Raw genomic sequence first — 25,421 nt, forward strand, 5'->3', positions numbered from 1 at the left:
CACTCCCTTGCTGATGAGCCGAGCGTTTCCGCGATTCGATCTCCCCCCGTGTGGGGGAGATGCCCGGCAGGGCAGAGGGGGGTAACCCCACCCACCGTCATATCTCAAAAGACGTGAGAAAAATCACCCCTCGTGCAACACATGCGCCGCCTTGACCGCGGCCGAGGCGCGGTTTTCGACGCCGAGTTTGACGTAGATCTGTTCCAGATGCTTGTTCACGGTGCGGGCCGACAGGCCGAGGATGTCGCCGATATCGCGGTTCGACTTGCCCTTGGCGATCCACAAGAGCACTTCGGATTCGCGCTGGGTCAGGCCAAAGCTCTGGCGCAGCGTTTCGTCGTCGCTCTTCTGGCTGGAGGCGGTGAGGCGGAATAGGTATTCGTCGGCGCCGATCGCGCCGAGAAAAGCAAGTTGCAGGGCAGCCTCGCCGTCATGGGCAAAGGCAAAGGACGTATCGCGCGAAAAGCCGGGCGTGTTGCGGCTGGCCATCCAGGTGGCAACCGAGCGAGCGACGGTTTCGAGCCCATCGTCGCGGCCGGTGGCGGCGTTGACCAGGCGGGTTGCCTGCGGGGTCGACCAATGTACGGAGCCATCGCCCTTGACCGCCAGAAGGTGGCGGCCGGCAGCATCCAGCGCGACGCGGGCGCTCTGGGCCGAGCGGGCATTGGAGAGATGCACGCGGATGCGGGCGCGCAACTCGTCGATATTGATCGGCTTGGTCAGGTAATCGACGCCGCCCGATTCCAGAGCATGCACCACATGTTCGGTTTCGGTCAGGCCGGTCATGAAGATAACGGGAACCTGCGCCACCGCGGCATTGGCCTTCAGGCGGCGGCAAGTCTCGAAACCGTCCATGGCCGGCATCACGGCATCGAGCAGGATGAGATCGGGGCTGATGCGCTCGACGATGCCGAGCGCTGCCTTGCCAGAGGTGGCGATCAGCACGGAAAAGCCCGACTGCTCCAGGGCATCGGTGAGGAAACCGAGTGCGTCCGGGCTGTCATCCACCAAAAGGATGATGTCGCGGGGTTGGTTGCCGTCAGCCACGGGTGTCTTCTTTCTCCGTCTGGAACTGCTTCAGGAAGGCTGCGTAACCGGCCAGATCGAAGGCCTGTACGAAGACCCGCAGAGCTTCCGTAAATGGCAGGTTTTCCGGGCTTTTGGCAAGGTCGGCGAGCTTGGATTCGATGCCCCTGACATAACCGATTTCACCAAGCTGGACGAGATCCTCGATATGACCGGCGCCGGGGCTTTGCGGGCGGGCTGGGGGCTTGGGTTTCAGGGGAGCCGGAATTTCGTCGGCATAGATCCAGTCGAGGCCGAGATACATGGCGAGCTTGTCGCGCAGCTTCTTGACGTCGACCGGCTTGGAGATCGCATCATTGTGGCCGTCCTCGCCGGCGCTGCGCACCGAACCGTCGCCGATATTGGCCGACAGCATCAGGATCGGCGAGGTCTGGCCGCCGTCGCGCAGCTTTTCGACCAATTGCCAGCCGTTCATGCCGGGCATGGAGATATCGACCAGGAAGAGATCCGGCTTGACGCCTTCGATCAGGGTCAGGCAGTCCGGTCCGGAATTGGCGGTCAGCACGACGAAATCCAGCGGTCCCAGCACTTCGCGCATCAGGTCGCGGTGGTCCTCGTTGTCGTCGACGACAACGACCGTGCGGCGCGGACCGGAATAGGAGACGATCTTGCGTTCCGGCGCCGGTGCCGTGCTCGGCCGGTCGACGGTCGACAGCATCAGCCGGACGCGGAAGGTCGAGCCCTTGTCCTTCTCGCTGGTCACAGCAATCTCGCCGCCGAGCGTATTGGTCAAGAGGCGGGTGATCGTCAGGCCGAGGCCAAGGCCGGGCATCGGCCGCACACTTTCGGCCTCGCCGCGCTGGAAGGGCTCGTAGATGCGGGCCAGGTCCTTTTCGGCAATGCCGCGGCCGGTGTCGGAGACGGTGAAGGTCGCCACCTGGCTGCGATAGGCGATGTCGAAGCGCACGGTGCCGGCATCGGTGAACTTGATGGCGTTCGACAGCAGGTTGACGAGGATCTGGCGCAGTCGCTTTTCGTCGGCGCGCACATATTGCGGCAGGTTGCGCGGCCGCTCATGCAAGAAGGTCAGGCCCTTGGCCTCGGCCTGGGGCTGGAACATGTCGACGATCTGGTCGAGGAAATCCTGGATGTTGATCTCGTTGGAATAGACCTGCAACCGACCCGCCTCGATCTTCGAAATATCCAGCAGCCCGTCGATCAGGCCGGACAAGTGATCGGCCGAGCGGCGGATGACGCGAATGGCCGACTGGCGCGGCGCGGGAATGGTCTCGTCGCGCTCCAGCAATTGCGCATAGCCGAGCACCGCATTGAGCGGGGTGCGCAACTCGTGGCTCAAGCCCACCACATAGCGGCTCTTGGCGCGGTTGGCCGCTTCCGCTGCTTCCTTCGCCGATTGCAGGGCGGCGTCGGTCTTCTTGTGGGCGGCGATTTCCTTCAAAAGCAGGGTGTTCTGGCGTGACGATTCCTCTTCCGCCACCACCCGGCTGTCATGGGCCAGCACATAGAACCAGCTGGCCACGCCGGTGATGACCGAAAACACGAAGAAGACGATCAGCACCGAGCTGTTGACGACATCGGCGGTTTCCGGCGAGGCGGTGGCGACCTGATGGGCGATCAGCGCCAGGATGGCGCCGATCAGCGAGATCGAGATCACTGCGGTGATGACATAGCGGCCGAGCCGGGTGGTCAGCCGGGCGATGATGCCGGCCGGCAGGAAGGCGCCCGCCACCGTGCCGACCTGGGCATTGAGCTTTGCCTGCGGCTTGCACATGTCGTGGCAGCGGCTGTCGAGCGAACAGCACAGCGAACAGATCGGCGCGGCATAGGCGGGGCACCAGGCCATGTCTTCCGGCTCGAACGGGTGTTCGCAGATCGAACAGGTGATCGAGGAGAGGTTCTTCCAGCTCTGGCGGGGTTTGCGGGCTAGGTAGAACTTACCTTCGGTCACCCAGGCAAGCAGCGGCGAGATCAGGAAGGCGATCAGCGTCAGGTAGGTGGCAAGCGAGGCCAGCAGCGGGCCGAACAGGCCGAAATGGGCGGCGAGTGCAATGCCGCCGGTCAAGAGAAGGGTGCCGCAGCCGACGGGGTTGATGTCGTAGAGATGGGCGCGCTTGAATTCGATGCCGGGCGGGGCAAGGCCGAGCGGCTTGTTGACGAACAGGTCTGCGGAAATGGCGCAGAGCCAGGACATGGCGATGATCGAGAAGATGCCGAGCGTCTGTTCGAGCAGCCGGTAGATGCCGAGCTCCATCAGCAGCAGGGCGATCGCCACGTTGAATACCAGCCAGACGACGCGGCCGGGATGACTGTGGGTGAGGCGGGAGAAGAAGTTCGACCAGGCGAGCGAGCCGGCATAGGCATTCATCACGTTGATCTTCAGCTGCGAGATCACCACGAATGCGGCCATCAGCAGCATGGCGGCGGTGTCGTTGGGGATCATGTAGCCAAAGGCGGTCAGATACATATGGGCCGGATCGGCCGCCTCGCGGATCGGTACGGCGGTCGACAGGGTCAGTACGGCGAGGAAGGAGCCGGCCAAAAGCTTTGGCACGCCGAGCACCACCCAGCCGGCGCCGGCCAGGAAGACCGCGAACCGATGATGCAGCTTGCGCCCGCCTTCCGGCGGCAGGAAGCGCAGGAAGTCGACCTGTTCGCCGATCTGCGGCATCAGCGCCAGGATCACGGCGGAAGCCGCGCCAAATTCCAGCAGGTCGAAGGGAGCGGCCAGGCCCGGCTCGGCATTGGAATGGCCAACGCCGGCAAAGGAACGCCAGAGATCGAATTTTTCCCAGTCGGAAAAGGCGATGAAGATGAAGGGCAGGACGTTGAGGACGATCCAGAAGGGCTGGGTGATCAGCTGGAATTTCGAGATCAGCTGCACGCCATAGGTGACCAGCGGAATGACCACCACGGCCGAGACGATATAGCCGATCCACAGCGGGATGCCGAAGGCCAGCTCCAGCGCGCCCGTCATGATCGAGGCCTCGATGGCAAACAGCATGAAGGTGAAGGAGGCGTAGATCAGCGAGGTGACGGTCGAGCCGATATAGCCGAAGCCGGCGCCGCGGGTCAAAAGATCGATATCGACGCCGTGGCGGATGGCGTAACGGCTGATCGGCAGGCCTATGCCGAGCATCAGGATCGCCGCGGCAACGATGGCGAAAAAGGCATTGGTGGTGCCGTAGGACAGCGTGATGGTGCCGCCGATCGCCTCCAGCGCCAGGAACGAGATCGCGCCGATGGCCGTTTGGGAGATGCGGCTGGAGGAGAAGCGCCGGGCGCTCTTGGCGGTGAAGCGCAGCGCATAGTCTTCCAGGGTCTGGTTGGCGACCCAGCGATTGTATTCGCGCCGGACGGGAATGATGCGTTGGCGTGCTGCCATGCGGCCTGACTAACTTCTCGACAAGATGGGATGATGACGTGAGGTCCAAGTGTCGGCGGATTATCGGCAATTTGCAAGGGGAGGATTGCTGCGTTGCGAAAGGGCGGACCGGGTCAGAAATGGTCTGGCCGTGTCGCCCGACCCTGCTTTCAAAGTCCGGGGCTTTGTCCTAAAACTTGGGCCGTAGCGCCTGCGGGCGGTATCAACGCGAGGGAAACGACATGGACAGCACAAACGAACCGCAGCGGCCGTCGACCTGGCGGATCGTGCTGGCCTTCATTCTCGATTTCTTCATGGTGTTCTGGGTGTTTGGCCTGCTGGTCGCCAGCATCTTCGGCGGCACGACCGAGGGTGGCTTCAATCTCAGCGGCGGCCCGGCCATCCTGCTGTTTGCGCTGATGATCGCCTATTTCGTGATCTTCAACCGTTATCTCGGCGGCACGATCTGGAAGCGGATCCTGAAGGCCCGGTAGGCGAATACGACCATGCCGCAGCGTCGGAAACATTCCGGCGCGTTCGATCCTGTTGGATAGGAAGTGTCTTATTTCTTCGAGGACGCCGTCTTGGCGGGAGCCTTGCGCACGGGCTTTTTCTTGGGCGCCTCGTCTTCGACGGTGGCCACGCCTTCTTGCTTCATGCGCAGCTCGCGCAGCTTCTGGGTCTTGTTTTCCCGGGCTTTCGCCTCGGCCTCGATAATGGCCCTGGCGCTGTCGTCGGTCTGCTGCGCCTTGGCGATCTTGGAGACTTTCTCAGGCTTGAAAAATGCTTCAGTCGTTGCGGTCATGTCATATCCTCGCAGATCGGTTTTCATGCGCGGGACCGCCAGTAATGGCGGCCCGTACCGGAGTCGGTCTGTCCGAGTTCGTCAGGGAAATGGAGACCATTTCCGAAGAGACAAACTCACAGCAAATTTTAAGCGCGGGCCGCAGGCACGACGCGCTTGGGCATCGGCAGCAGGCCTTCGCGCTGCATCTTCTTGCGGGCCAGCTTGCGGGTCCGGCGAATGGCTTCGGCCTTTTCACGAACCCGTTTTTCGGAAGGCTTCTCGTAAGCCGAGCGTGCCTTCATTTCGCGAAACAGGCCTTCGCGCTGCATCTTCTTCTTCAGAACGCGCAGGGCTTGATCGACATTGTTGTCTCTTACCAGAACTTGCAATGGAACTCCTTGGCCTTAACCCGGATCGTCTGGACCGGGCTGTCGGCTTTCATGTGGTCGTTGTGGGCGAAAAGGCTTAGGCCATTTCCGCATTTCAAGATTATGCGTTTTCGGTCAGAACGCGACTTCGGCAAAGCCTAAGGTCGCGGCAAACAAAGAAGGCCGAGCTTTGGCTCGGCCCCTGCCGTGTCCTGCGCCTATGGTGCCGGTACATCCGCGGTCACCGGTCGCAAGATCCGATTTTTTAGATCGCCTGCAGATTGGCAGCCGAGCTTTTGCCCGTGCGGCTGTCCTTGGCGACTTCGTACTGGATCTTCTGGCCTTCGGCGAGGCCGGAAATGCCCGACCGTTCAACGGCCGAAATGTGCACGAACACGTCCGTCGAGCCATCGTCGGGCTCAATAAAGCCAAAACCCTTGGTGCTGTTAAACCACTTCACAGTGCCTGAAGCCATGATACGTTCCTCCATTCGTCTTAATCTTGCCGACGGACATCCATCGGCGGCGGATCGATGTTGAATGGAATCGTGCGAAAGCTTGGGCTTACGGGTGATGGTCGCAGACAGGGATCGATGCGTCAAATATAGGTTTGGACATCGAAAAAGCAAGTTTTTTATAAAATTATTTTATCAGATCCGGTAATCTGAAAATTATTTATTCGTTTCTGTGACCAAAATCCGGGTTGTGGAAAAAATTTCCTTGCGCGGCAAGTTTCGGCTGCGGATGTCGGGGCGGGATGCCCGATGCCGGGGCTGCACCTGACGGGAATCCCCCCATTTTCCCCCCGTCGTTACGTCATATGACGTATACGGTTTTGCAGTGCAGCGTCGGATAGTTCCCTTCAGCAACGGTTAAAGTTTTCTTTACCCACCGCTTGCCCAACAAAAGAGGGGAGTTCCAGATGAAACTGAAAGCCAAACTGACCGGCGCATTGCTTTCCGCCATGCTGTCCACCACGGCATTCCACGGCGCGCTTGCGGCCGACGACACGATCAAGGTCGGCGTTCTGCATTCGCTGTCCGGCACCATGGCCATTTCCGAGACGACGCTCAAGGATGCCATGCTGATGCTCATCGAGGAGCAGAACAAGAAGGGCGGCGTTCTCGGCAAGAAGCTCGAGGCCGTCGTTGTCGATCCGGCCTCCGACTGGCCGCTGTTTGCCGAAAAGGCCCGCCAGCTGATTTCGCAGGACAAGGTCGCCGCCGTGTTCGGCTGCTGGACCTCGTCGTCGCGCAAGTCCGTCCTGCCTGTGTTCGAAGAACTGAACTCGATCCTGTTCTACCCCGTGCAGTACGAGGGTGAAGAATCCTCGCGCAACATCTTCTATACGGGTGCTGCTCCCAACCAGCAGGCCATCCCGGCCGTCGATTATCTCGCTGAAACCGAAGGCGTCGAGCGCTGGGTTCTGGCCGGCACCGACTATGTCTATCCGCAGACCACCAACAAGATCCTCAAAGCCTACCTGATGTCCAAGGGCGTTGCCGAAGAAGACATCATGATCAACTACACGCCATTCGGTCATTCCGACTGGCAGACCATCGTCACCGATATCAAGAAGTTCGGTTCGGCCGGCAAGAAGACCGCTGTCGTGTCGACCATCAACGGTGACGCCAACGTTCCCTTCTACAAGGAACTCGGCAACCAGGGCATCAAGGCCGAAGACATTCCGGTCGTCGCCTTCTCGGTTGGCGAAGAAGAACTGGCCGGTCTCGACACCACGCCGCTGGTCGGCCATCTGGCCGCCTGGAACTACTTCCAGTCCGTCGACGCTCCGGTCAATGCCGAGTTCATCAAGACCTGGCACGCCTATACCAAGAACGACAAGCGCGTCACCAACGACCCGATGGAAGCCGCCTATATCGGTTTCAACGCCTGGGTAAAGGCCGTCGAGGCTGCCGGCACGACCGACACCGACGCCGTTCTCGACACGATCATCGGCACCTCCGTTCCGAACCTGTCGGGCGGCTACTCCACTGTCATGCCGAACCACCACATCACCAAGCCGGTGCTGATCGGTGAAATCCAGGCCGATGGCCAGTTCGAAATCGTCCAGGAAACCCCGGCTGTGGTCGGCGACGAATGGTCGGACTTCCTGCCGGACTCCAAGGACCTGATCTCCGATTGGCGCAAGCCGATGGAATGCGGCAACTTCAACGTTGCCACCGGCAAGTGCGGCGGCAAGGGCGCCTGATCGGGCAATCCCCTCCCCAACCCCTCCCCACAAGGGGGAGGGGCTTTTCGGCAGACGTTTGCATCTGCTTGTTATTGTTGAAGAGACGCGGGGCGGTGCCACGAATTGTCTCCCCCCTTGTGGGGGAGATGGCCGGCAGGCCAGAGGGGGAGTCAGTATCCACTGACACCCGAAACCATCGCCATGGCGCATCCATGCGACAGGCGGATGAGGGGCGATCTCATGACCTTTAAGTTTTTCATCCAGGCGTTCTTTGCTCTTTTGATGCTCGCCCTCGCCACGCCATCCCTGGCGCAGAGCGATCCGAAGGACCTGATCAACGCGCTGGGCAAGGCGAGCTTCACGGAAGCAGCTGATCTGCTCGGGCAGATTGCGGCGACCGGCGACACCCGCGTCGTGCCGGCGCTGGAGGCCTTTGCCGAGGGTGATCTTTATCTGCGCAAGACCGATGGCGCCGTCGTCATCACCAAAGCGGCCGGCGCCAATCTCGAGGCGATCGATCCCCTGACCGGGCAGAGCGCCGGCGAGGCGCCCAAGGCCGCCTTTACCAAGATCAAGGTCAACAACACGCTGCGCCGCGCCATCCGCTCGGCGCTCGGCGGCCTGACGCTGATGAGCCCCGACAAATCGGTGCGGCTGCAGGCGGCGCAATCCGTGCTGCAATCGCCGAGTGCCGAAAACCTCGACCTGGTCGAGACGGCGCTGGCGAAGGAAACCGATGCCGAGGTGAAGGCGCGCATGGAAGAGGCGCGCGCCGTGTCGCTTCTGGCCTCCGACCGCTCCGTCGAGGAGAAGCGCGCCGCGATCGACACCGTCAAGTCGATTGGCGGCCGCGAGGCGATCGGCATGCTGATGACCGTGTCCTCGTCGATCGATGCCAGCCTTAAACCCGATCTCGACGCGGCGATTGCCGACTTGCAGGGCGATCTGGCGCTGTGGGATCTGGCGCAGAATGTCTGGTACGGGCTGTCGCTCGGCTCCGTGCTGCTGCTGGCGGCCATCGGCCTTGCCATCACCTTCGGCGTGATGGGCATCATCAACATGGCGCACGGCGAAATGGTGATGATCGGTGCCTATTCCACCTTCGTGGTGCAGGAGGTCATTCGCTCCAGCTATCCCGGTCTGTTCGACTGGTCGCTGGCCATCGCCCTGCCGGTTGCCTTCCTGGTCACGGGTTTCATCGGCCTGGTCGTCGAGCGTGGCGTCATCCGTTTCCTCTATGGCCGGCCGCTTGAGACGCTGCTGGCCACCTGGGGCATTTCGCTGATCCTGCAGCAGGGCGTCCGCACCATATTCGGTCCGACCAACCAGGAGGTCGGCAATCCGTCCTGGATGTCCGGTTCCTTTCCGCTCGGCGGCATTACCGTCACCTGGAACCGCATGTGGATCATCCTGTTCTCGCTGTCGATCTTCTTTGCGCTGCTGGTGCTGATGAAGAAGTCTGCCTTCGGCCTGCAGATGCGCGCTGTGACGCAGAACCGCCGCATGGCCTCCTCCATGGGCATCCGCACTCCCTGGGTCGATGCCTTCACCTTTGCGCTGGGGTCAGGCATTGCCGGCATTGCCGGGGTGGCGCTCAGCCAGATCGACAACGTTTCGCCAAACCTCGGCCAGGCCTATATCATCGACAGTTTCATGGTCGTGGTGTTCGGCGGCGTCGGCAATCTGTGGGGAACGCTGGTCGGGGCGCTGTCGCTCGGCGTGCTCAACAAGTTCCTTGAACCATCGGTCGGGGCGGTATTGGGCAAGATCCTCGTTCTCGTGCTGATCATCCTGTTTATCCAGAAACGACCGCGCGGGCTCTTCGCGCTCAAGGGAAGGGCGATCGAAGCATGATCACCGGTTTCATCCTCCGCGCGCTCGAAGGTCGGATCATCGTCGCCATCGCCATCCTGATGGGCGTGGCCGTGCTGATCCCGGCGCTCAACCTGCTCACCCCGGAAGATAGCTTCTTCCATATCCCGACCTATGCCATGGCGCTGATGGGCAAGTATCTGTGCTATGCGCTGCTGGCTCTGGCGCTCGATCTGGTCTGGGGCTATTGCGGCATCCTGTCGCTCGGCCATGGCGCCTTCTTCGCGCTCGGCGGCTATGCGATGGGCATGTATCTGATGCGCCAGATCGGCTCGCGCGGCGTCTACGGCAATCCTGTTCTGCCCGACTTCATGGTCTTCCTGAACTGGAAGGAATTGCCGTGGTTCTGGCACGGTTTCAACATGTTTCCGTTCGCCATGGTCATGGTGCTGTTCGTGCCGGGCCTGCTCGCCTTCGTGTTCGGCTGGTTCGCCTTCCGCTCCCGCGTCAACGGTGTCTATCTCTCCATCATCACCCAGGCGATGACCTACGCGCTGCTGCTCGCCTTCTTCCGCAACGACATGGGCTTCGGTGGCAATAACGGCCTGACCGATTTCAAGGAAATCATCGGTTTCAACGTCCAGGCCGGCGGCACCCGCGCCGTGCTGTTTGCGGCCTCCGCGCTGATGCTGGCGCTCTGCCTGCTGATTGCCTCGGGCATCGTCAATTCGAAATTCGGCAAGGTGCTGGTCGGCGTGCGCGACGCGGAAAGCCGGGTGCGGTTTCTCGGCTACCGGGTCGAGAATATCAAGCTCTTCACCTTCGTCGTTTCGGCGATGATGGCCGGCATTGCCGGCGCGTTGTTCGTGCCGCAGGTCGGCATCATCAATCCGGGCGAATTTGCGCCGGCCAACTCCATCGAAGTGGTCGTCTGGACGGCCGTCGGCGGTCGCGGCACGCTGATCGGCCCGATCATTGGCGCCATCCTGGTCAATGCCGGGAAAAGCTACTTCACCGGCGCCTTTCCGGATCTCTGGCTGTTTGCGCTAGGAGGTCTGTTCATCGGTGTGACGCTGTTCCTGCCCAAGGGCATCGTCGGAACCATCCAGCAGCGCTGGACCGCCCGCAATGATTTGAAGGCGGCGGCAGAGGCGGAAAAGGGCAGGGATACCGGCTTGCCGGTGGGGCAGGCAGCGGAGTGATGGATATGACCGAGAAAAAGCCGACAAGCCTGCTCTACCTCGATGGCGTTTCGGTCTCCTTTGACGGGTTCAAGGCGCTGAATTCGCTGTCCTTCGTCATCGAACCGGGTGAGCTTCGCGCGATCATCGGCCCGAACGGTGCCGGCAAGACGACCATGATGGACATCATCACCGGCAAGACCCGGCCCGACAGCGGCGTCGTGTTTTTCAACGGCGAGGTCGACCTCACCAAGAAGGACGAGGCGGAAATCGCCCAGCTCGGCATCGGCCGGAAATTCCAGAAGCCGACGGTGTTCGAAAGCCATACGGTCTGGGACAATCTGGAACTGGCGCTCAACCGCCGGCGCGGCGTGTTCGCCACCCTGTTCTACCGGCTGACGGCAGACGACCGGACCCGCATCGAGGAAATCCTTGAGACCGTGCGCCTCACTGCCCGCAAGGACGATCTGGCCGCCAACCTGTCGCATGGCCAGAAGCAGTGGCTGGAAATCGGCATGCTCCTCGCCCAGGAGCCGAAGCTGCTTCTGGTCGACGAACCGGTAGCCGGCATGACGGATGCCGAAACCGTGGAAACGGCAATCCTTCTGAAAGAGATTGCCAAGACCCGCTCGGTTGTCGTCGTCGAACACGACATGGGCTTCATCCGCGACCTCGGCGTCAAGGTGACCTGCCTGGCCGAAGGCTCGGTGCTGGCCGAAGGCTCGATCGACTTCGTCTCGGCCGATCCGAAGGTCATCGAAAACTATCTGGGCCGATGAGTTGATCATGGTCAAGGTCGCAACCCGGTTCGTCGATACTGTCGTTTCCGCCAAGCCGATGCCGCAGGGCATCGTTGAAACGGTTTCGGAGATCGGCACGATGTTGACGCGCAGGTTGCTTCTCACCCTCGCCGCCGGCGGCATGGGCGCGGCGTTGAGCGCCGGCTGGACGCGGCATTCCTTTTCGCGGGCCATGGAAGCGGCGCGCGGACGCCTTGCCGCCTATCGTCCGCACACCGTTGCCACCCGCTTTGGTGCGCTCGCCTATGCCGAGGCCGGTACCGGCGCGCCCGTGCTGATGGTGCATGGCAGCGGCGGGGGATATGACCAGGGCCTGCTGTTTGCGGCACCCCTGGTTGCGGCCGGCCTGCGGGTCATCGCGCCGTCCCGCTTCGGCTATCCCGGTTCGCAGTTTCCTGCCGATCCGTCGTCGGAGAATCAGGCGGATGCCTTTGTCGAGCTGCTCGATACGCTCGGCATCGACAAAATTCCGGTGATCGGAGGTTCTGCGGGCGCCTTGTCGGCATTGGCCTTCGCGATCCGCCATCCGGATCGCTGCTCGGCCGTTCTGCCTGTCGTTCCCGCCGCCCATGCGCCGGGCCGGCCGCCGGCGCGGCCCTGGTCGCCGCTGCAGGAATATCTGGTCCAGGCGGCACTGCATTCCGACTTCGTGTTCTGGGCTGCAATCTCAAGCATGCCGGAGACCATGATCGGCTCGCTGCTGGCCACGGATCCGGCGCTGCTGGCAAAGGCCGGGGCGGATGAACGCCGCCGGGTCGGCGACATCCTCGACGCCATCCTGCCGGTCAGCGAACGCGCCGATGGACTGCTCAACGACATGCGGCTGGCGGGCAACCCGCCTGACATAGCGATCGAGCGGATCACGGCGCCGACGCTGGCGATCTCGCTCGAGGACGACCGTTATCTTACCGCAGATGCGGCGCGCGACATTGCCGGGCGGGTCGCCGGCGCCAGGCTTCTGATTTATCCGACCGGCGGCCATGTCTGGATCGGACATAATGCGGAGATGTTTTCCGCCATCCACGCCTTCCTGAAGGAGACAGCCCCATGAGCGATCTCGTCGTCGACAACATCAACCTGCACTACGGCGCTGCCCAGGCCCTGCGTGGCGTCAGTCTGCGGGCCGATGCCGGCAAGATCACCTGCGTGCTGGGGCGCAACGGCGTGGGCAAGTCGTCGCTGCTGAGGGCCGTCACCGGCCAGCATGCGATCTCGGCCGGCACCATCACCTTCGGCGACACGAAGCTCAACGGCATGGCGCCGTTCAATAGGGCGAAGCAGGGCATCGGCTATGTGCCGCAGGGCCGCGAGATTTTCCCGCTGCTGACCGTCAGGGAGAACCTCGAGACCGGTCTTGCGCCGGTGGCGCGCAAGGACCGGTTCATTCCCGACGATATCTTCAGCCTGTTTCCGGTTCTGCAGACCATGCTGTCGCGGCGCGGCGGCGACCTGTCGGGCGGTCAGCAGCAGCAATTGGCGATCGGCCGGGCCATGGTGACACGACCAAAAATCCTCGTGCTCGACGAGCCGACCGAAGGCATCCAGCCGTCGATCATCAAGGATATCGGGCGGGCGATCCGTTACTTGAGGGATTCCACCGGCATGGCGATCCTGCTGGTCGAGCAATATCTCGACTTCTGCCGGGAACTGGCCGATCACGTCTACATCATGGATCGCGGCGAAATTGTCCATGAAGGTGCAGCCGAAACCCTGGATACGCCGGAGGCGCGCCGGCACCTGACCGTGTGATTTCTGCAGGGCTGGGTTGATGATTTATTAGCAATAAGCGGTTGATGCTTGTGCGCAGTATGCTATTTTTCCGCAACTGCTAACGGAAGGCGTCTCATGACCAACAAGGCAATTTCCGGCCGGTTCCGGCTGGATGTGTTGCTTCGCGCGTTCGCGACCGGAGCTCTTTTTCTCACAGGCATAGCCGGCACAGCCCAAGCTGCGGGCTGCGGCACAACGGTCCGGGCCGGACAACAAGAGCTGATCATTCAGTCCGGTGGACTGGAACGTTCGGCGATCGTTTTTGTTCCGGCAAATTATACGGGCAAGAAAAAAGTGGCCGTGGTGTTCGACCTGCATGGCAGCAACAGCTATCCCAAAGATCAGCTGTCGCGCAGCCGTTGGGACGATGTCGCCAAGCGCGAGGGCTTTCTGGTGGTGGCGCCGCAGGGCGGTCTTGACGGCAAGCTGGCCGGCACCCACGCCTGGAACGTGCCGGGTGTGACGGCCGGCAATGGTCCGGACGATGCCGGTTTCCTGAAAGATGCGGTGGAAACCGTGAAAGCCAAGTTTTGCGTCGATGCCGAGCGGATCTATGCCTCGGGTTATTCCGGCGGCGGACGCATGTTGTCGCAGTATATCTGCAACGGCAATGGCGACTTTGCAGCGGCCGGCTTCGTGATGAGCCTGCGCGCCGGTTATCCGCGCCAGAAGGATGGCGTGTGGCTGCCCGACAATACCAGCTGCGCACCGCCGAAGCCGGTGTCGATCATCGCGTTCTGGGGCCTGAAAGACAATACCAACCCGTTTGCCGGCGGCGGCAGCCCCTATTGGCAATATAGCGGCGAGACGGCGCTGAAGCGCTGGGCGGAACTGGATGGCTGCGAAGGCGAGATGAAGGTGGCCACCGGCGAGCGCATTTCCTACATGTCCTTCGACAAATGCAAGGGCGGGGCGCGCATCCTCTCCTATACGATTGCAGACGGCAGCCATGCCTGGCCGGGCAAGACCGTCGGCTTCTCGCTGGCATCGGCTGCGGACAAGGTGTCGGAAGAGGTTGATGCGGCGACGAGAATGTGGAACTTCTTCGATGACAGCCAGGGCAAGCTGATTGCCGATGTTCGGGCCAAGAGCGATTGCCCGGACGATGCCATTGCCGCCACCTCCAAGGCGGGTGTGAAGGGAACGACGTGCAGCCAGCCGGGCAAGCCAGACAGCAACGAGCATATGGCAGCGGACGCCTTGTAGCCAAGGCGTTCGAAGGGCGTACGCGCCTTGCCGAATTCTACCAGGAAGGGGCGGGCAAGATCCGCCTGCCCCAGACCTTCTCTGCCGAAATGGAAGCGGTACTGATCAACACGGCCGGGGGGCTGACCGGCGGCGACCGCATGGAGTGGTCGCTGACCGCCGGCACCGGCACGTTTCTGACAGCCACCACGCAAGCCTGCGAAAAAATCTACAAGGCCTCGTTCGGCACCGCCGAAATCGCCACGACCATCTCGGTCGGCGAGGGTGCCCGTTTCGACTGGCTGCCGCAGGAGAGCATCCTGTTCGACAATGCCTCGCTGACGCGCCGGCTTGAGGTGGATCTCGCCACGGACGCCGAGTTCCTGGCCGTCGAAGCGGTGCTGCTCGGGCGCAAGGCGATGGGCGAGGCCATGCGGCATGGCCAGATGCGCGACCGCTGGCGGATCCGTCGCAGCGGGCGGCTGATCCATGCCGAAGACCTCAACCTTGAAGGCGATATTGCCGGGCTGACCGCTGAGGCGCCGGTGCTGGGCGGGCAGGTGGCCTTTGCCACGGCGCTTTATGCCGGGCCCAAGGCCGAGGCGCTGCTGCCACAGGTGCGCGAGGCGCTGGGCAATGCGTGCGGCGGCGCCAGCCAGTGGCAGGACAAGCTGGTGGTGCGTCTGACGGCCAATGATGGCTTTGCCTTGAGAAAAATCCTGATCCCGGTCATTTCGGTCTTGCGCGGCGGCGCATCTGTGCCGAAAGTCTGGAATCTCTGACACCGGCCCAGCATAGCGGAGCACCCATGAATCTCAGCCCCCGAGAAAAAGACAAATTGTTGATCGCCATGGCGGCCATGGTGGCTAGGCGCCGGCTGGAGCGGGGCGTCAAGCTCAACTACCCGGAAGCGATCGCGCTGATTTCCGATTTCGTCGTCGAAGGGGCCCGCGACGGCCGGACCGTGGCCGATCTGATGGAGGCAGGCGCCCATGTCATCACCCGCGGCCAGGTGATGGAGGGCATTGCCGAGATGATTCATGACGTGCAGGTGGAAGCCACCTTCCCGGACGGCACCAAGCTGGTGACCGTGCACGAACCGATCCGCTGAGGGCGCGATCATGGCCCTGGAACTCCGCCCGAACTGCGAATGCTGCGACCGCGATCTGCCGCCGGAAAGCCGGGACGCGATGATCTGCAGTTTTGAGTGCACCTATTGCGCCGATTGTGCCGGCGGCGTGCTCGCCGGAATCTGCCCCAATTGCGGTGGTGAATTGGTGCGCCGACCAATCCGACCAGCCGGAAAGCTCGTAAACAATCCGCCATCTACCCAGCGGGTCCTGAAGGCCGAGGGCTGTGTCGGCTCCAAGGCCGCCTGATCGAGAGGAAATAACGACCATGATCCCAGGCGAAATCATTGCTGCCAAAGGCGAGATCGAACTCAATGCCGGCCAGCCGACCATCACCATCGATGTGTCCAACACCGGCGATCGGCCGGTGCAGGTCGGCAGCCATTACCATTTCTACGAGACCAATGCCGGCCTCGACTTTAAGCGCGACAAGGCGCGCGGCATGCGGCTCGACATTCCAGCCGGCACGGCGGTGCGTTTCGAGCCCGGCCAGACCCGCCAGGTGACGCTGATCCCGCTTGCCGGCCATCGCGAAGTCTACGGCTTTCGCCAGAAGGTGATGGGCAAGCTGTGAGCGGCCCGATCAGGCGAGAGGGCCGCTTATGAAGTCCGCATTGTTTCTCATGCTCTGCGGCTGCGTGCTGCTGGTCGACGCTCCGGCCTCCGGCGAGGAGGAGGTCGACTGCAACAACGCCATGACCCAGCACGATATGAATGCCTGTTCCAACAAGGATTACGAGGCGGCCGACGCCCGGCTCAATGCCCAGTGGAAGCTGACCAAGAAGGCAATGGCGGACGTGGACAGCGAGCTCGACGAGAACCTCAAGGGCGCGTCCAAGGCGCTGCTCGAAGGTCAGCGTGCCTGGATCGCCTATCGCGATGCACAATGCACGCTGGAGGGTTTCGAGGCACGCGGCGGCAGCATGGAACCGATGCTGGTGTCGGGCTGTCTGGCGGAACTGACCGATGCGCGCACCAAGGAGCTGAAGGCGCTGGCCGACGGCCCGGGGAACTGACGGTTGGCAAGCTTTGCGCGGCAGGTCATGGTCGTCGGCAATGGATCGGTCGGGGATGGGGCTGCCATGCTGATCGATGCGGCCGACATCGTTATCCGGTTCAACGATTGCCGCAGTTTCGGCCGCGCCGGACGCCGTACCGATGTGATCGCGGTGTGCAATACCGGTCGACCGGCCCGCAATATGATCGGGTCAGAGACCTGGCGCGAAAGCGCACCGGTCGGCGCCTGCTCGCAGATCTGGTCGGTGCGTGATCCGCAAAAATTCAACGAGATGCGCCAGCCGCTCGTTCTCCGCCATCCCGAGCTGGACGATTTCTGTGACGACTATACCGATGCCTTCCGGGCCTTTGCCGAAGGTCACGGCAAGGTGCATGGGGTGATCGATCGACGGGTCCACGAGGCCATGGACGCGGCATTGTCCGCCCATCAACCGCCGCCTTATGTCGTGCCGAGCAGCGGCATGGTGGTGATCGGCGAGCTGCTGGACAATCCGGCCTATGCGCAAGACGCCATCTCGATTGCCGGCTTCAGCCACGAGGGCTGGGACGGGCATCCTTTTGCCGCGGAGAAACGGCTGGTGGATGCCTATGTGGCGGCCGGCCGTCTCATACGCCTGTCTGATGATGTTGCAGCAGCGGGAAAAACCCCTTACATTTCCAGTGATATGTGAGGGACGCGCTCATGCCTGAAACAGCCAAGATTACCTCAAAGAATCAGATTACTCTTCCGGCCGAGGTTCGGAAGTCGCTGGGCGTCGGATCGGGGGATGTCGTAGACTTCGTTCGCAATACGTCCGGAAACTTCGAACTTCGAGTGCGGCGTGAAACTCTCTCCGATCTGCGCGGCATTCTGAAAGCCGACCACAGCTTGACAGGGCATGAGCTCGAAACATGGATTGCGGAGGCGCGAGCTGCTGGCGGGGAGCCCAGCGATGATCGGGATTGACACGAATATCCTGCTTCGCTGGATCCTGGACATTCGCGATCCGGACGATTCGTCCGATCAAATCGACCGCGTCGAAAACCTTATTGCAAACAGCGGCGAACAGTTTTTTGTCAATCATATTGTCATTGCCGAGACGATCTGGGTGCTGCGCCGCAAGGTTCAGCAGAAAAAGACCAGCATCGCAGAGGCAGTGGAACGCATTCTTCTTTCGGTGAACGTGACCGTGCACGATGTTGACGTGGTTCGGGCAGCTCTCGTTTCATTCGTGAAGTATCCTGGGGATTTTTCCGATCATCTCATTGGCGAAATCAACAAGCTTAACGGGTGTCGGATGACCCTGACTTTCGACCGTGCCGCAGCCAAATCACCTCTTTTTTCCGAACTTCAAAGGTAGATCAGCCATGCCTTACAAGATGTCCCGCGCCGCCTATGCCTCCATGTTCGGACCGACCACCGGCGACCGGGTGCGCCTGGCCGATACGGACCTGTTCATCGAGGTGGAGAAGGATTTCACCACCTATGGCGACGAGGTGAAGTTTGGCGGCGGCAAGGTCATTCGCGACGGCATGGGCCAGAGCCAGGTGACGCGGGCCAATGGTGCGGTCGACACCGTCATCACGAATGCGCTGATCGTCGACCACTGGGGTATCGTCAAGGCCGATGTCGGACTGAGGAATGGTCGCATCCATGGGATTGGCAAGGCGGGCAATCCCGATACCCAGCCCAATGTGACGATCATTGTCGGGCCATCGACCGAGGTGATTGCCGGCGAAGGCAAGATCCTGACGGCGGGCGGCATGGATGCGCATATCCACTTCATTTGCCCACAGCAGATCGAGGAAGCGCTGATGTCCGGCATGACCACCATGCTCGGCGGCGGCTCCGGCCCGGCCCATGGCACGCTGGCCACGACCTGCACCGGCGCCTGGCATATCGAGCGCATGATCGAGAGTTTTGATGCGTTCCCGATGAACCTGGCGCTGGCGGGCAAAGGCAATGCCTCGTTGCCGGCGCCGCTGGAGGAGATGATCCTGGCCGGTGCCTCCAGCCTGAAGCTGCACGAGGACTGGGGCACGACGCCGGCCGCCATCGATTGCTGCCTGGGGGTCGCCGACCAATACGACGTGCAGGTGATGATCCATACCGATACGCTGAACGAGAGCGGCTTCGTCGAAGACACGATCGACGCCATCAAGGGCCGCACCATCCATGCCTTCCACACGGAAGGGGCCGGTGGTGGCCATGCGCCTGACATCATCAAGGTCTGCGGCCAGCTGAACGTCATTCCGTCGTCGACCAATCCGACGCGGCCCTATACGGTCAATACCATTGCCGAGCATCTCGACATGCTGATGGTCTGCCATCACCTGTCCTCGTCGATCCCGGAGGACATTGCCTTTGCCGAAAGCCGCATCCGCAAGGAAACCATTGCCGCGGAAGATATCCTGCACGATATCGGCGCGTTTTCGATCATCTCGTCGGACAGCCAGGCCATGGGCCGCGTCGGCGAGGTCGCTATCCGCACCTGGCAGACGGCCGACAAGATGAAACGGCAGCGCGGCCGCCTGACCCAGGAAGTGGGCGACAACGACAATTTCCGCGTCAAGCGCTACATCGCCAAATACACGATCAACCCGGCCATCGCGCAGGGCCTTTCCCATGAAATCGGTTCGATCGAGATCGGCAAGCGCGCCGACCTGGTGCTGTGGGACCCGGCCTTTTTCGGCGTCAAGCCGAGCATGGTTCTGCTGGGCGGCATGATCGCCGCGGCGCCGATGGGCGACCCGAACGCCTCCATTCCGACGCCGCAGCCGATGCACTACCGGCCGATGTTCGGCGCCTACGGCAAGGCGCGCACCAATTCCTCGGTGACCTTCGTCAGCCAGGCTTCGCTCGACGCCGGTCTTGCCGGTCGCCTTGGTGTTGCCAAGCAGTTGCTGGCGGTCAAGAACACCCGCGGCGGCATTTCCAAGAAGTCGATGATCCATAACGATCTGACGCCGGATATCAAGGTTGATCCGGAAACCTATGAGGTACGGGCCGATGGCGAACTGCTGACCTGCGAACCGGCAACCGTGCTGCCGATGGCGCAGCGCTATTTCCTTTTCTAGGCCGAGAGGGCGCTGAAACTTTTGCTAAGATCATGAGGCATGCGCCTTCTGCAAGGCTGCCATGCGCGGGCTGTTATCGCATGGTTTGATGCTGCAGCGCAGCAGGATTTCGGCTACACAAAAATCTTGATCTTTCGACGGCCCGCGTCCTCCCAAGGCGTGTGGCGTCGCGGCCCTTACTCCAAGGAGATTATTGATGTTGATCGGCAAGAAAGTTCCGTTTGTCACCTTCCGCACGCGTATTCGCGACGAGGCCGTTGGCGGCCCGAATCCCTTCCGCTGGGAAGACAAGACCTCCGACGATTATTTTGCCGGCAAGCGCGTCGTGCTGTTCTCGCTGCCGGGCGCCTTTACCCCGACCTGCTCGACCTTCCAGCTGCCGGACTTCGAGAAGATGTACGAGCAGTTCAAGGCCGAAGGCGTCGACGAGATCTACTGCATCTCCGTCAATGACGCGTTTGTGATGAATGCCTGGGGCAAGTCGCAGAATCTCGACCACGTCAAGCTGATCCCGGACGGCTCGGGCGAGTTTACCCGCAAGATGGGCATGCTGGTCTCCAAGGACAATCTCGGCTTCGGCATGCGCTCCTGGCGCTATGCCGCCGTCATCAACGATGGCATTGTCGAGCAGTGGTTCGAGGAAGAAGGCTATTCGGACAATTGCGACAGCGATCCCTATGGCGTGTCCTCGCCGCAGAACATCCTGGAAAAGCTCAAGGACAAGAAGGCGGCTTGATACAGTCTTCCGATATTGCGCTTACAGAGACCCGGCCGCGGCCGGGTTTTTTGTTGCCTGCTATCGCCTGGTACAGGCAAGAGCGGCTGGACAGATACAGGCGCCAAGCACCGGCCGGATATCGGCTGCCGGGCGCCTCGATTTTGACGCGCTACGTCTGCCTTGATGTGACTTTCGCCCGTCGTCCCGTCTTGCCGGCAGACTTGCCCAATTGGGCATAAGTGTTAACGGGCGCCGCTCGGAAATGGAACAATATCGTCCCAGCGTTTGAATATAACGTTTGCAATCTTCGATTGAATTTCGGTGGCCGGCAGATATGCTGCAAACGAATATTTTGTGTTGCTTTCGTAATCAATGCGTAGATATCGCTTTATCGGCACGGTTTGTTGCGGTGGCGGTGTGCCAAAATGCAATCTGGGATGGTATGATATTTTAGCGATGTGGATAATTAAACTATTTTGGGCTTTGTGGGCATTTTACGGATTGTTTTAGGGATACGCCAATAAAAGGCTCCTATTCGATGGAGGCAAGGAACGAGGAGCGACAAGGTGCATTTGTTCAAGGACTGGATATTGCTTCAGGTCGATCTCGGGAGCTTCACGACGAAGAGGGCAGTCTATGGATTCGCCCTGAAAATGGCATTCAGAGCCGTTCTTCTGTCTTTTATACTGAATCTCATCGTGCTGCCGATCTCTCACGCGCTTGGTCTCGTGCCGATGGCGCTTGGCGATGCGATCCGGCTCAGCGTCGTGATGTCCTGGCTGGTTGTGGGCGTGGTTTCCGGTGTGCTCGGCATCCTGACCGGCCATATGATCCGGCAATTGTCGCTGTCGAAAGCCGAATTCGAGCTTCTGAGCCGCACCGACATGCTGTCGGGCCTTCTTAACCGGCGGGCTTTTTCCGAACTTCTGGATGATACAGCCGGTCCCGCATCCCTGGCGATCCTTGACCTCGACCGCTTCAAATCGATCAATGACGGCCATGGCCATTGCGCCGGAGATACGGTCATTCAGGCGGTGTCGGGCATCCTGCGCGACGTGTTTGGCGATCGTCACGTGACCGCCCGGCTGGGGGGCGAGGAGTTCGGCGTGATCATTCATGGCGGCACGCCGGAAAGCCGCCTGGCGATGGTGGAAGAGGTGCGGAGGGCGATTGCCGGCCGGATCCTGACGCTCGACGGCGCGGTCATTTCGACGACGATTTCGGCCGGTATTGCCGAGATCCGCAGCGGCCGGCGCAAGGAGGCGATCTATTCGTCGGCCGACCGGGCGCTCTATCTGGCCAAGGCCGGCGGACGCAACCGGGTGGTGCACGAAGACGATGGCGTCGCCCTGTTCGAATCGCCGCTCAAGGAAGCTGCAAACGGCTCCTGAGGTCTCGACCGCGGCGATGGCATGCAAACTTCCTGTTGCAGGATGGCGCTATATTTTGCATGGTTCTGCTCTGCCAAATCGGAGTGCAAATGCAGCGCGTTACCTCCTATCTCACCGCCGGAACCTCCAGCGAATTTCCTGTCGCGACCGTCATCCTCGCCCATGACGAGCGCCATCTGCGGCGCAAACTGCTGCATCTCGACAATGGCGACATGGTCATGCTCGATCTGAAGGAGCCGGTGCTGTTTGCTCATGGCGATCGGCTGGTGCTCGACAATGGCGATCTGGTCGAGATTCATGCCGCAGAAGAGCGATTGCTTTCGATCCTGCCGCGCGATCCCCTGCATCTGGTCGAGCTTGCTTGGCATCTGGGCAATCGGCATCTGCAGGCGCAGATCGAAACGGGTCGCATCCTGATCCAGCGCGATCACGTCATTGCCGCCATGCTGAAGGGCCTGGGCGCCGAGGTCAGCGAGGTGATCGAGCCGTTCCAGCCGATGCGCGGCGCTTATCACACACCGGGCCATGGCCATGGCGCAAAGAGCGGCCACGACCATGCAGCCGTTCATACGCCCGATGCCGATTGACTTGATATGAGCGAGGCGACCGACATGCGCAGCCTGCTGCGGCTGATGGCCTGGCTGTCGCCGGCTTTTCCCGTCGGTGCCTTTGCCTATTCCGGCGGGCTGGAACGGGCGGCGGCCGATGGGCTGCTGGCCGGCGAGCATGGCCTGCGCGACTGGATCGCGGCGCTGATCGACCATGGTTCGGCCTGGAACGATGCCGTCTTGCTTAACGAGGCGCATTCTGCCCATGCGGATGCCGGTCGGCTGGGCGCCGTGGCCGAGCTTGCCGAGGCGCTTGCGGGTTCGCGTGAACGGCATGCCGAGACCATGGCATTGGGCAGTGCCTTTCTTGAGGCGGCAGGGGCCTGGCCTTCGGATGTCTTTCGCCTGCTGCCGCAAAGGACGGCATATCCTGTGGCGGTCGGCGCCGTCGCTGGTGCCCATGGCATAGCGGCCAGTCAGGCGATCGGTGCCTATCTGCATGCCGCCGTCTCGCAACTGGTCTCGGCCGGGATCCGGCTTGGCGTGGCGGGTCAGCGGCAGGGGGTGGCGATTGTCGCCGACCTTGAGCCGCTGCTGGAGTCGGTGGCGCGGCGAGGTGCAGCCTCAACGCTCGAGGATCTCGGGAGCGCGACGATCCGGGCGGATATCGCCGCGCTGGGGCACGAAATTCAAGGGACGCGGCTGTTTCGCTCGTAAGACTTCGGGCGGCTAAGCGTCTTCAGAACAATGGGGCTGCTACGGCAGTCGTTCAACAAGGATTGAGACGATGAAATCGGCGAATGGACCCTTGCGCGTTGGTATCGGCGGACCGGTCGGCTCCGGCAAGACGGCCCTGACGGAAAAGCTCTGCAAGGCGATGCGCGACGAGTATTCCGTCGCCGTGGTGACCAATGACATCTATACCCGCGAGGATGCCGAAGCGCTGGTGCGCATGCAGGCGCTGTCGTCCGACCGGGTTGTGGGGGTGGAAACCGGCGGCTGCCCCCATACGGCGATCCGCGAGGACGCGACGATCAATCTGCAGGCGATCGCCGACCTGACGCAACGGTTCCCCGATCTCGACATCGTCTTCATCGAGTCGGGCGGCGACAATCTGGCTGCGACGTTTTCGCCCGATCTGGCGGATCTGACGATCTATGTCATATCGGTCTGTCAGGGGGAGGAGATTCCGCGCAAGGGCGGTCCGGGCATTACCCGATCCGACCTGCTGGTGATCAACAAGAAGGACCTGGCACCGCATGTCGAAGTGGATCTCGATGTCATGGAGCGGGACGCACATCGCATGCGCGACGCAAAACCCTTCCTGTTTTCTGACATGAAGAGAGGAGCGGGCGTCGAGGAAATCGTTCGCTTCCTGAAGGACAGCGGCGGGCTCTGAAACATCAGGCCCAGACCGTTGCTTGTCAGATCTGCTTCAGGGCGCTGATATCGCTGATCTGGATGATCCGGCCGCGCACGGTCACGCCGGCCCGGCGCAGGGCCGAGAAGGCGCGGGACAGCGCTTCCGGCGCCAGACCCAGCTTGCCGGCCAGCAGGCTCTTCTGGAAAGGCAGGCGGATGGAAGCGGACGCGCTGTCGCTCGGGCAATTGTCGAGAAGATATTGCGCGACGCGCTGCGGTGCCGTCTGCAGCCGGTCATTGGCGATGCAGTCCATGGTGCTGCGCAGATAGTTGGACAGGCACTGGATGATGGCTTTCGCCACGTCCTTTTCCTGTTCGGCGAGGGCACGAACCTTCTGCAGCTCGAACCGTGCCACCGTGACGTTTTCAGCCGCCTGGCTATTGTAGTAATAGGTGTCGCCCACCGAGAGAAGGCATTCCGCAAAGGTGTCGCCAGGGCCGCAGATGCGGATATCGGCTTCGCGGCCGTCCTTGTTCAGCCGGTAGAGACGGACATAGCCGCTCAGAACGCAATAGAAATAGTCCGCCGCCTCGCCGTCGCGGAACAGTAGGTCGCGCGCCTCGTAGCTGGTGACGGTCGCGATGTCCATCATGCGCGCCAATGCGTTCGGACCGAGCGACGCCATCAGCGGAGTCTTGAGCAGGATATTTCTATCGCGTGTGTTCAATTTCAAAACCTTGTTCACGGCTTCCCGGCTCCTTCAAGCGGCGGTCCGAAGAGCGCCATGCCTTTCCCAACGACGCCCAAATCTCAGTGAGGAAAAAACAGCGACACGCGCCACGATCACGGTTGGCTCTCACGATCGAAAGACTGATGGCGCGGGATGTCCTCCCTTCGGCAATGGCAGCACTTGGGCAGGTCACGCATTCCTCAACAGCCGTCAGAATAGGACAGCAAAAACGCAGGCGAGTTGATTTCGATCAATAGCCCTGAGGTCTCATGTCAGATTTTTGAAGAACAGCGGGGTAGGGGCATGGCTAAGGGGCCGGATTCAGCCCTGTCTGTCCGAACCGGAATGGGGAGCCCAGGCAAAGCGCGATAGCGCCCTCATGCTGCTTGGGTATTCCGGGCCGTCCGGCTTGCCGGAATTATCATTGCGAAGCATTCTGCAGATCGACAGATATTGCGGCTCTTGCGACAAGAAGAGCGACTGGACCATGGAGGCCAAACAGACATTGACGATCCAAATCGAGATCGAGACCGCGCCAGACAAAGACGTACAACGGCTCATCGACGAGGGGCTCGATATCTTCAATGCCGAGCGGGCTGGCCCGGACAATGCCGAGGATTTATGGGTCATCGCCCGTGGCAGCGACGGCAGCGTTTGCGGTGGACTCAAAGGCCGGACATTCTACGCGTGGCTGTTCATTGACTGGCTTTGGGTGTCCTCTTCGGCACGCGGCCATGGCATCGGCCGACATCTCATAACCAAGGCAGAAGACGCGGCGCGCCAGCGCGGCTGCCTTGGAGCCTATGTGGATACGTTCAGCTTCCAGGCGCCGGATTTCTACCGCCAGAACGGTTATGAGGAATTTGGTCGGATCGAAGGGCTTCCTCCCGGTCATGCCTGTATATGGCTGAAGAAGACATTCTAGAGATTAGCCAATCCCACAAAATTTACACCAGGCTGGCC

The 25,421-nt window shown here is 61.5% G+C and carries 29 protein-coding genes; 23 read left to right on the plus strand and 6 right to left on the minus strand.

The annotated features are described in order from the left end of the window. Positions 1–123: 123 nt before the first annotated feature. Both HFC70_RS04960 and HFC70_RS04965 read right to left on the minus strand, forming a co-directional pair. A complete protein-coding gene (locus HFC70_RS04960) occupies positions 124–1,047 on the minus strand; it encodes a response regulator (RefSeq protein ID WP_168472097.1) in 924 nt (307 codons plus the stop codon). After that, complete coding sequence (locus HFC70_RS04965) at positions 1,040–4,429, minus strand: ATP-binding protein (RefSeq protein ID WP_168472098.1); 3,390 nt, start codon at positions 4,427–4,429, stop codon at positions 1,040–1,042. The genes HFC70_RS04960 and HFC70_RS04965 overlap by 8 nt, the downstream gene beginning before the upstream one ends. Before the next feature lie 221 nt (positions 4,430–4,650). Between HFC70_RS04965 and HFC70_RS04970 the strand changes: the two genes are divergently transcribed. Beyond that, complete coding sequence (locus HFC70_RS04970) at positions 4,651–4,902, plus strand: RDD family protein (RefSeq protein ID WP_168472099.1); 252 nt, start codon at positions 4,651–4,653, stop codon at positions 4,900–4,902. A 68-nt stretch (positions 4,903–4,970) separates the two neighbouring features. On the opposite strand, the gene HFC70_RS04975 is transcribed toward HFC70_RS04970, so the two are convergent. From HFC70_RS04975 to HFC70_RS04985, 3 genes are all read right to left on the minus strand, one after another. Continuing rightward, positions 4,971–5,213: a hypothetical protein gene (locus HFC70_RS04975; RefSeq protein WP_168472204.1), complete on the minus strand. Its 243-nt coding sequence runs from the start codon at positions 5,211–5,213 to the stop codon at positions 4,971–4,973. Positions 5,214–5,341: 128 nt separating this feature from the next. Then, complete coding sequence (gene rpsU / locus HFC70_RS04980) at positions 5,342–5,584, minus strand: 30S ribosomal protein S21 (RefSeq protein WP_168472100.1); 243 nt, start codon at positions 5,582–5,584, stop codon at positions 5,342–5,344. Between the two features lie 244 nt (positions 5,585–5,828). Next, positions 5,829–6,038: a cold-shock protein gene (locus tag HFC70_RS04985; RefSeq protein ID WP_168472101.1), complete on the minus strand. Its 210-nt coding sequence runs from the start codon at positions 6,036–6,038 to the stop codon at positions 5,829–5,831. A 446-nt stretch (positions 6,039–6,484) separates the two neighbouring features. Here HFC70_RS04985 and urtA point away from each other — a divergent pair, with 446 nt between their 5' ends. The 21 genes from urtA to ureG all read left to right on the plus strand — a co-directional run bounded on the left by urtA (position 6,485) and on the right by ureG (position 23,764). Then, positions 6,485–7,774 carry an urea ABC transporter substrate-binding protein gene (gene urtA, locus HFC70_RS04990; RefSeq protein ID WP_168472102.1) on the plus strand — a complete coding sequence of 430 codons (1,290 nt, stop codon included), beginning with the start codon at positions 6,485–6,487 and terminating at the stop codon, positions 7,772–7,774. Positions 7,775–7,996: 222 nt separating this feature from the next. Further along, a complete protein-coding gene (gene urtB, locus HFC70_RS04995) occupies positions 7,997–9,610 on the plus strand; it encodes an urea ABC transporter permease subunit UrtB (protein ID WP_168472103.1) in 1,614 nt (537 codons plus the stop codon). Continuing rightward, positions 9,607–10,770 (plus strand): urea ABC transporter permease subunit UrtC, encoded by a 1,164-nt coding sequence (gene urtC / locus HFC70_RS05000; protein ID WP_168472104.1) that lies wholly within the window; start codon positions 9,607–9,609, stop codon positions 10,768–10,770. Before urtB ends, urtC begins: the two co-directional genes overlap by 4 nt. A 5-nt stretch (positions 10,771–10,775) precedes the next feature. Further along, positions 10,776–11,528: an urea ABC transporter ATP-binding protein UrtD gene (gene urtD / locus HFC70_RS05005; RefSeq protein WP_168472105.1), complete on the plus strand. Its 753-nt coding sequence runs from the start codon at positions 10,776–10,778 to the stop codon at positions 11,526–11,528. A 7-nt stretch (positions 11,529–11,535) separates the two neighbouring features. Beyond that, the gene (locus HFC70_RS05010; protein ID WP_168472106.1) at positions 11,536–12,600 is read left to right on the plus strand and encodes an alpha/beta fold hydrolase; all 1,065 of its coding nucleotides are present in this window, start codon (positions 11,536–11,538) and stop codon (positions 12,598–12,600) included. Beyond that, positions 12,597–13,298: an urea ABC transporter ATP-binding subunit UrtE gene (urtE, locus tag HFC70_RS05015; protein ID WP_168472107.1), complete on the plus strand. Its 702-nt coding sequence runs from the start codon at positions 12,597–12,599 to the stop codon at positions 13,296–13,298. The genes HFC70_RS05010 and urtE overlap by 4 nt, the downstream gene beginning before the upstream one ends. A 96-nt stretch (positions 13,299–13,394) precedes the next feature. Beyond that, positions 13,395–14,525: a PHB depolymerase family esterase gene (locus HFC70_RS05020; RefSeq protein ID WP_168472108.1), complete on the plus strand. Its 1,131-nt coding sequence runs from the start codon at positions 13,395–13,397 to the stop codon at positions 14,523–14,525. Continuing rightward, positions 14,468–15,286, plus strand: a complete 819-nt coding sequence (locus HFC70_RS05025; RefSeq protein ID WP_168472109.1) for an urease accessory protein UreD — start codon at positions 14,468–14,470, stop codon at positions 15,284–15,286. Before HFC70_RS05020 ends, HFC70_RS05025 begins: the two co-directional genes overlap by 58 nt. Positions 15,287–15,312: 26 nt before the next feature. After that, complete coding sequence (locus HFC70_RS05030) at positions 15,313–15,615, plus strand: urease subunit gamma (RefSeq protein WP_168472110.1); 303 nt, start codon at positions 15,313–15,315, stop codon at positions 15,613–15,615. A gap of 10 nt (positions 15,616–15,625) precedes the next feature. Beyond that, positions 15,626–15,883 carry a DUF1272 domain-containing protein gene (locus HFC70_RS05035; protein ID WP_168472111.1) on the plus strand — a complete coding sequence of 86 codons (258 nt, stop codon included), beginning with the start codon at positions 15,626–15,628 and terminating at the stop codon, positions 15,881–15,883. A gap of 19 nt (positions 15,884–15,902) precedes the next feature. Then, positions 15,903–16,208: an urease subunit beta gene (locus tag HFC70_RS05040; protein ID WP_168472112.1), complete on the plus strand. Its 306-nt coding sequence runs from the start codon at positions 15,903–15,905 to the stop codon at positions 16,206–16,208. A 28-nt stretch (positions 16,209–16,236) separates the two neighbouring features. Beyond that, positions 16,237–16,650 carry a lysozyme inhibitor LprI family protein gene (locus tag HFC70_RS05045; RefSeq protein WP_168472113.1) on the plus strand — a complete coding sequence of 138 codons (414 nt, stop codon included), beginning with the start codon at positions 16,237–16,239 and terminating at the stop codon, positions 16,648–16,650. A 27-nt stretch (positions 16,651–16,677) separates the two neighbouring features. After that, the gene (locus tag HFC70_RS05050; RefSeq protein ID WP_168472205.1) at positions 16,678–17,322 is read left to right on the plus strand and encodes a Urease operon accessory protein; all 645 of its coding nucleotides are present in this window, start codon (positions 16,678–16,680) and stop codon (positions 17,320–17,322) included. A gap of 11 nt (positions 17,323–17,333) precedes the next feature. After that, positions 17,334–17,597, plus strand: coding sequence for an AbrB/MazE/SpoVT family DNA-binding domain-containing protein (locus HFC70_RS05055; RefSeq protein WP_168472114.1), 264 nt, complete (start codon positions 17,334–17,336; stop codon positions 17,595–17,597). Further along, on the plus strand, positions 17,584–17,991 hold the full coding sequence (locus HFC70_RS05060; protein WP_168472115.1) for a PIN domain-containing protein: 408 nt from the start codon (positions 17,584–17,586) through the stop codon (positions 17,989–17,991). The genes HFC70_RS05055 and HFC70_RS05060 overlap by 14 nt, the downstream gene beginning before the upstream one ends. A gap of 7 nt (positions 17,992–17,998) precedes the next feature. Further along, positions 17,999–19,708 carry an urease subunit alpha gene (gene ureC / locus HFC70_RS05065; RefSeq protein WP_168472116.1) on the plus strand — a complete coding sequence of 570 codons (1,710 nt, stop codon included), beginning with the start codon at positions 17,999–18,001 and terminating at the stop codon, positions 19,706–19,708. A 199-nt stretch (positions 19,709–19,907) separates the two neighbouring features. Next, positions 19,908–20,444, plus strand: coding sequence for a peroxiredoxin (locus HFC70_RS05070; protein ID WP_168472206.1), 537 nt, complete (start codon positions 19,908–19,910; stop codon positions 20,442–20,444). Positions 20,445–21,079: 635 nt separating this feature from the next. Further along, positions 21,080–21,817, plus strand: coding sequence for a GGDEF domain-containing protein (locus tag HFC70_RS05075; RefSeq protein WP_168472117.1), 738 nt, complete (start codon positions 21,080–21,082; stop codon positions 21,815–21,817). Between the two features lie 89 nt (positions 21,818–21,906). Further along, positions 21,907–22,404: an urease accessory protein UreE gene (gene ureE / locus HFC70_RS05080; RefSeq protein ID WP_168472118.1), complete on the plus strand. Its 498-nt coding sequence runs from the start codon at positions 21,907–21,909 to the stop codon at positions 22,402–22,404. 6 nt (positions 22,405–22,410) lie between these two features. Next, positions 22,411–23,082, plus strand: coding sequence for an urease accessory protein UreF (locus tag HFC70_RS05085; protein WP_168472119.1), 672 nt, complete (start codon positions 22,411–22,413; stop codon positions 23,080–23,082). Between the two features lie 70 nt (positions 23,083–23,152). Further along, a complete protein-coding gene (gene ureG / locus HFC70_RS05090; protein ID WP_168472120.1) occupies positions 23,153–23,764 on the plus strand; it encodes an urease accessory protein UreG in 612 nt (203 codons plus the stop codon). 25 nt (positions 23,765–23,789) lie between these two features. Here ureG and HFC70_RS05095 read toward each other — a convergent pair whose 3' ends face one another. Continuing rightward, positions 23,790–24,413, minus strand: a complete 624-nt coding sequence (locus tag HFC70_RS05095) for a Crp/Fnr family transcriptional regulator (protein ID WP_168472207.1) — start codon at positions 24,411–24,413, stop codon at positions 23,790–23,792. Between the two features lie 325 nt (positions 24,414–24,738). Here HFC70_RS05095 and HFC70_RS05100 point away from each other — a divergent pair, with 325 nt between their 5' ends. Further along, complete coding sequence (locus HFC70_RS05100; RefSeq protein ID WP_246735647.1) at positions 24,739–25,383, plus strand: GNAT family N-acetyltransferase; 645 nt, start codon at positions 24,739–24,741, stop codon at positions 25,381–25,383. Positions 25,384–25,421: the final 38 nt, after the last annotated feature.

The organism is Agrobacterium sp. a22-2, from assembly GCF_012276985.1.
GTDB lineage: Bacteria > Pseudomonadota > Alphaproteobacteria > Rhizobiales > Rhizobiaceae > Allorhizobium.

What these genes read in the sequence shown, in the direction of transcription:
- HFC70_RS04965 (WP_168472098.1), bottom strand. Translation starts at nt 4,429, where the DNA reads ATGGCAGCACGCCAACGCATCATTCCCGTCCGGCGCGAATACAATCGC.
- HFC70_RS04970 (WP_168472099.1), top strand. Translation starts at nt 4,651, where the DNA reads ATGGACAGCACAAACGAACCGCAGCGGCCGTCGACCTGGCGGATCGTG.
- HFC70_RS04975 (WP_168472204.1), bottom strand. Translation starts at nt 5,213, where the DNA reads ATGACCGCAACGACTGAAGCATTTTTCAAGCCTGAGAAAGTCTCCAAG.
- HFC70_RS04985 (WP_168472101.1), bottom strand. Translation starts at nt 6,038, where the DNA reads ATGGCTTCAGGCACTGTGAAGTGGTTTAACAGCACCAAGGGTTTTGGC.
- urtA (WP_168472102.1), top strand. Translation starts at nt 6,485, where the DNA reads ATGAAACTGAAAGCCAAACTGACCGGCGCATTGCTTTCCGCCATGCTG.
- urtB (WP_168472103.1), top strand. Translation starts at nt 7,997, where the DNA reads ATGACCTTTAAGTTTTTCATCCAGGCGTTCTTTGCTCTTTTGATGCTC.
- urtC (WP_168472104.1), top strand. Translation starts at nt 9,607, where the DNA reads ATGATCACCGGTTTCATCCTCCGCGCGCTCGAAGGTCGGATCATCGTC.
- urtD (WP_168472105.1), top strand. Translation starts at nt 10,776, where the DNA reads ATGACCGAGAAAAAGCCGACAAGCCTGCTCTACCTCGATGGCGTTTCG.
- HFC70_RS05010 (WP_168472106.1), top strand. Translation starts at nt 11,536, where the DNA reads ATGGTCAAGGTCGCAACCCGGTTCGTCGATACTGTCGTTTCCGCCAAG.
- urtE (WP_168472107.1), top strand. Translation starts at nt 12,597, where the DNA reads ATGAGCGATCTCGTCGTCGACAACATCAACCTGCACTACGGCGCTGCC.
- HFC70_RS05020 (WP_168472108.1), top strand. Translation starts at nt 13,395, where the DNA reads ATGACCAACAAGGCAATTTCCGGCCGGTTCCGGCTGGATGTGTTGCTT.
- HFC70_RS05030 (WP_168472110.1), top strand. Translation starts at nt 15,313, where the DNA reads ATGAATCTCAGCCCCCGAGAAAAAGACAAATTGTTGATCGCCATGGCG.
- HFC70_RS05035 (WP_168472111.1), top strand. Translation starts at nt 15,626, where the DNA reads ATGGCCCTGGAACTCCGCCCGAACTGCGAATGCTGCGACCGCGATCTG.
- HFC70_RS05040 (WP_168472112.1), top strand. Translation starts at nt 15,903, where the DNA reads ATGATCCCAGGCGAAATCATTGCTGCCAAAGGCGAGATCGAACTCAAT.
- HFC70_RS05045 (WP_168472113.1), top strand. Translation starts at nt 16,237, where the DNA reads ATGAAGTCCGCATTGTTTCTCATGCTCTGCGGCTGCGTGCTGCTGGTC.
- HFC70_RS05050 (WP_168472205.1), top strand. Translation starts at nt 16,678, where the DNA reads ATGGTCGTCGGCAATGGATCGGTCGGGGATGGGGCTGCCATGCTGATC.
- HFC70_RS05055 (WP_168472114.1), top strand. Translation starts at nt 17,334, where the DNA reads ATGCCTGAAACAGCCAAGATTACCTCAAAGAATCAGATTACTCTTCCG.
- HFC70_RS05060 (WP_168472115.1), top strand. Translation starts at nt 17,584, where the DNA reads ATGATCGGGATTGACACGAATATCCTGCTTCGCTGGATCCTGGACATT.
- ureC (WP_168472116.1), top strand. Translation starts at nt 17,999, where the DNA reads ATGCCTTACAAGATGTCCCGCGCCGCCTATGCCTCCATGTTCGGACCG.
- HFC70_RS05075 (WP_168472117.1), top strand. Translation starts at nt 21,080, where the DNA reads ATGGCATTCAGAGCCGTTCTTCTGTCTTTTATACTGAATCTCATCGTG.
- ureE (WP_168472118.1), top strand. Translation starts at nt 21,907, where the DNA reads ATGCAGCGCGTTACCTCCTATCTCACCGCCGGAACCTCCAGCGAATTT.
- HFC70_RS05085 (WP_168472119.1), top strand. Translation starts at nt 22,411, where the DNA reads ATGAGCGAGGCGACCGACATGCGCAGCCTGCTGCGGCTGATGGCCTGG.
- ureG (WP_168472120.1), top strand. Translation starts at nt 23,153, where the DNA reads ATGAAATCGGCGAATGGACCCTTGCGCGTTGGTATCGGCGGACCGGTC.
- HFC70_RS05095 (WP_168472207.1), bottom strand. Translation starts at nt 24,413, where the DNA reads ATGGCGTCGCTCGGTCCGAACGCATTGGCGCGCATGATGGACATCGCG.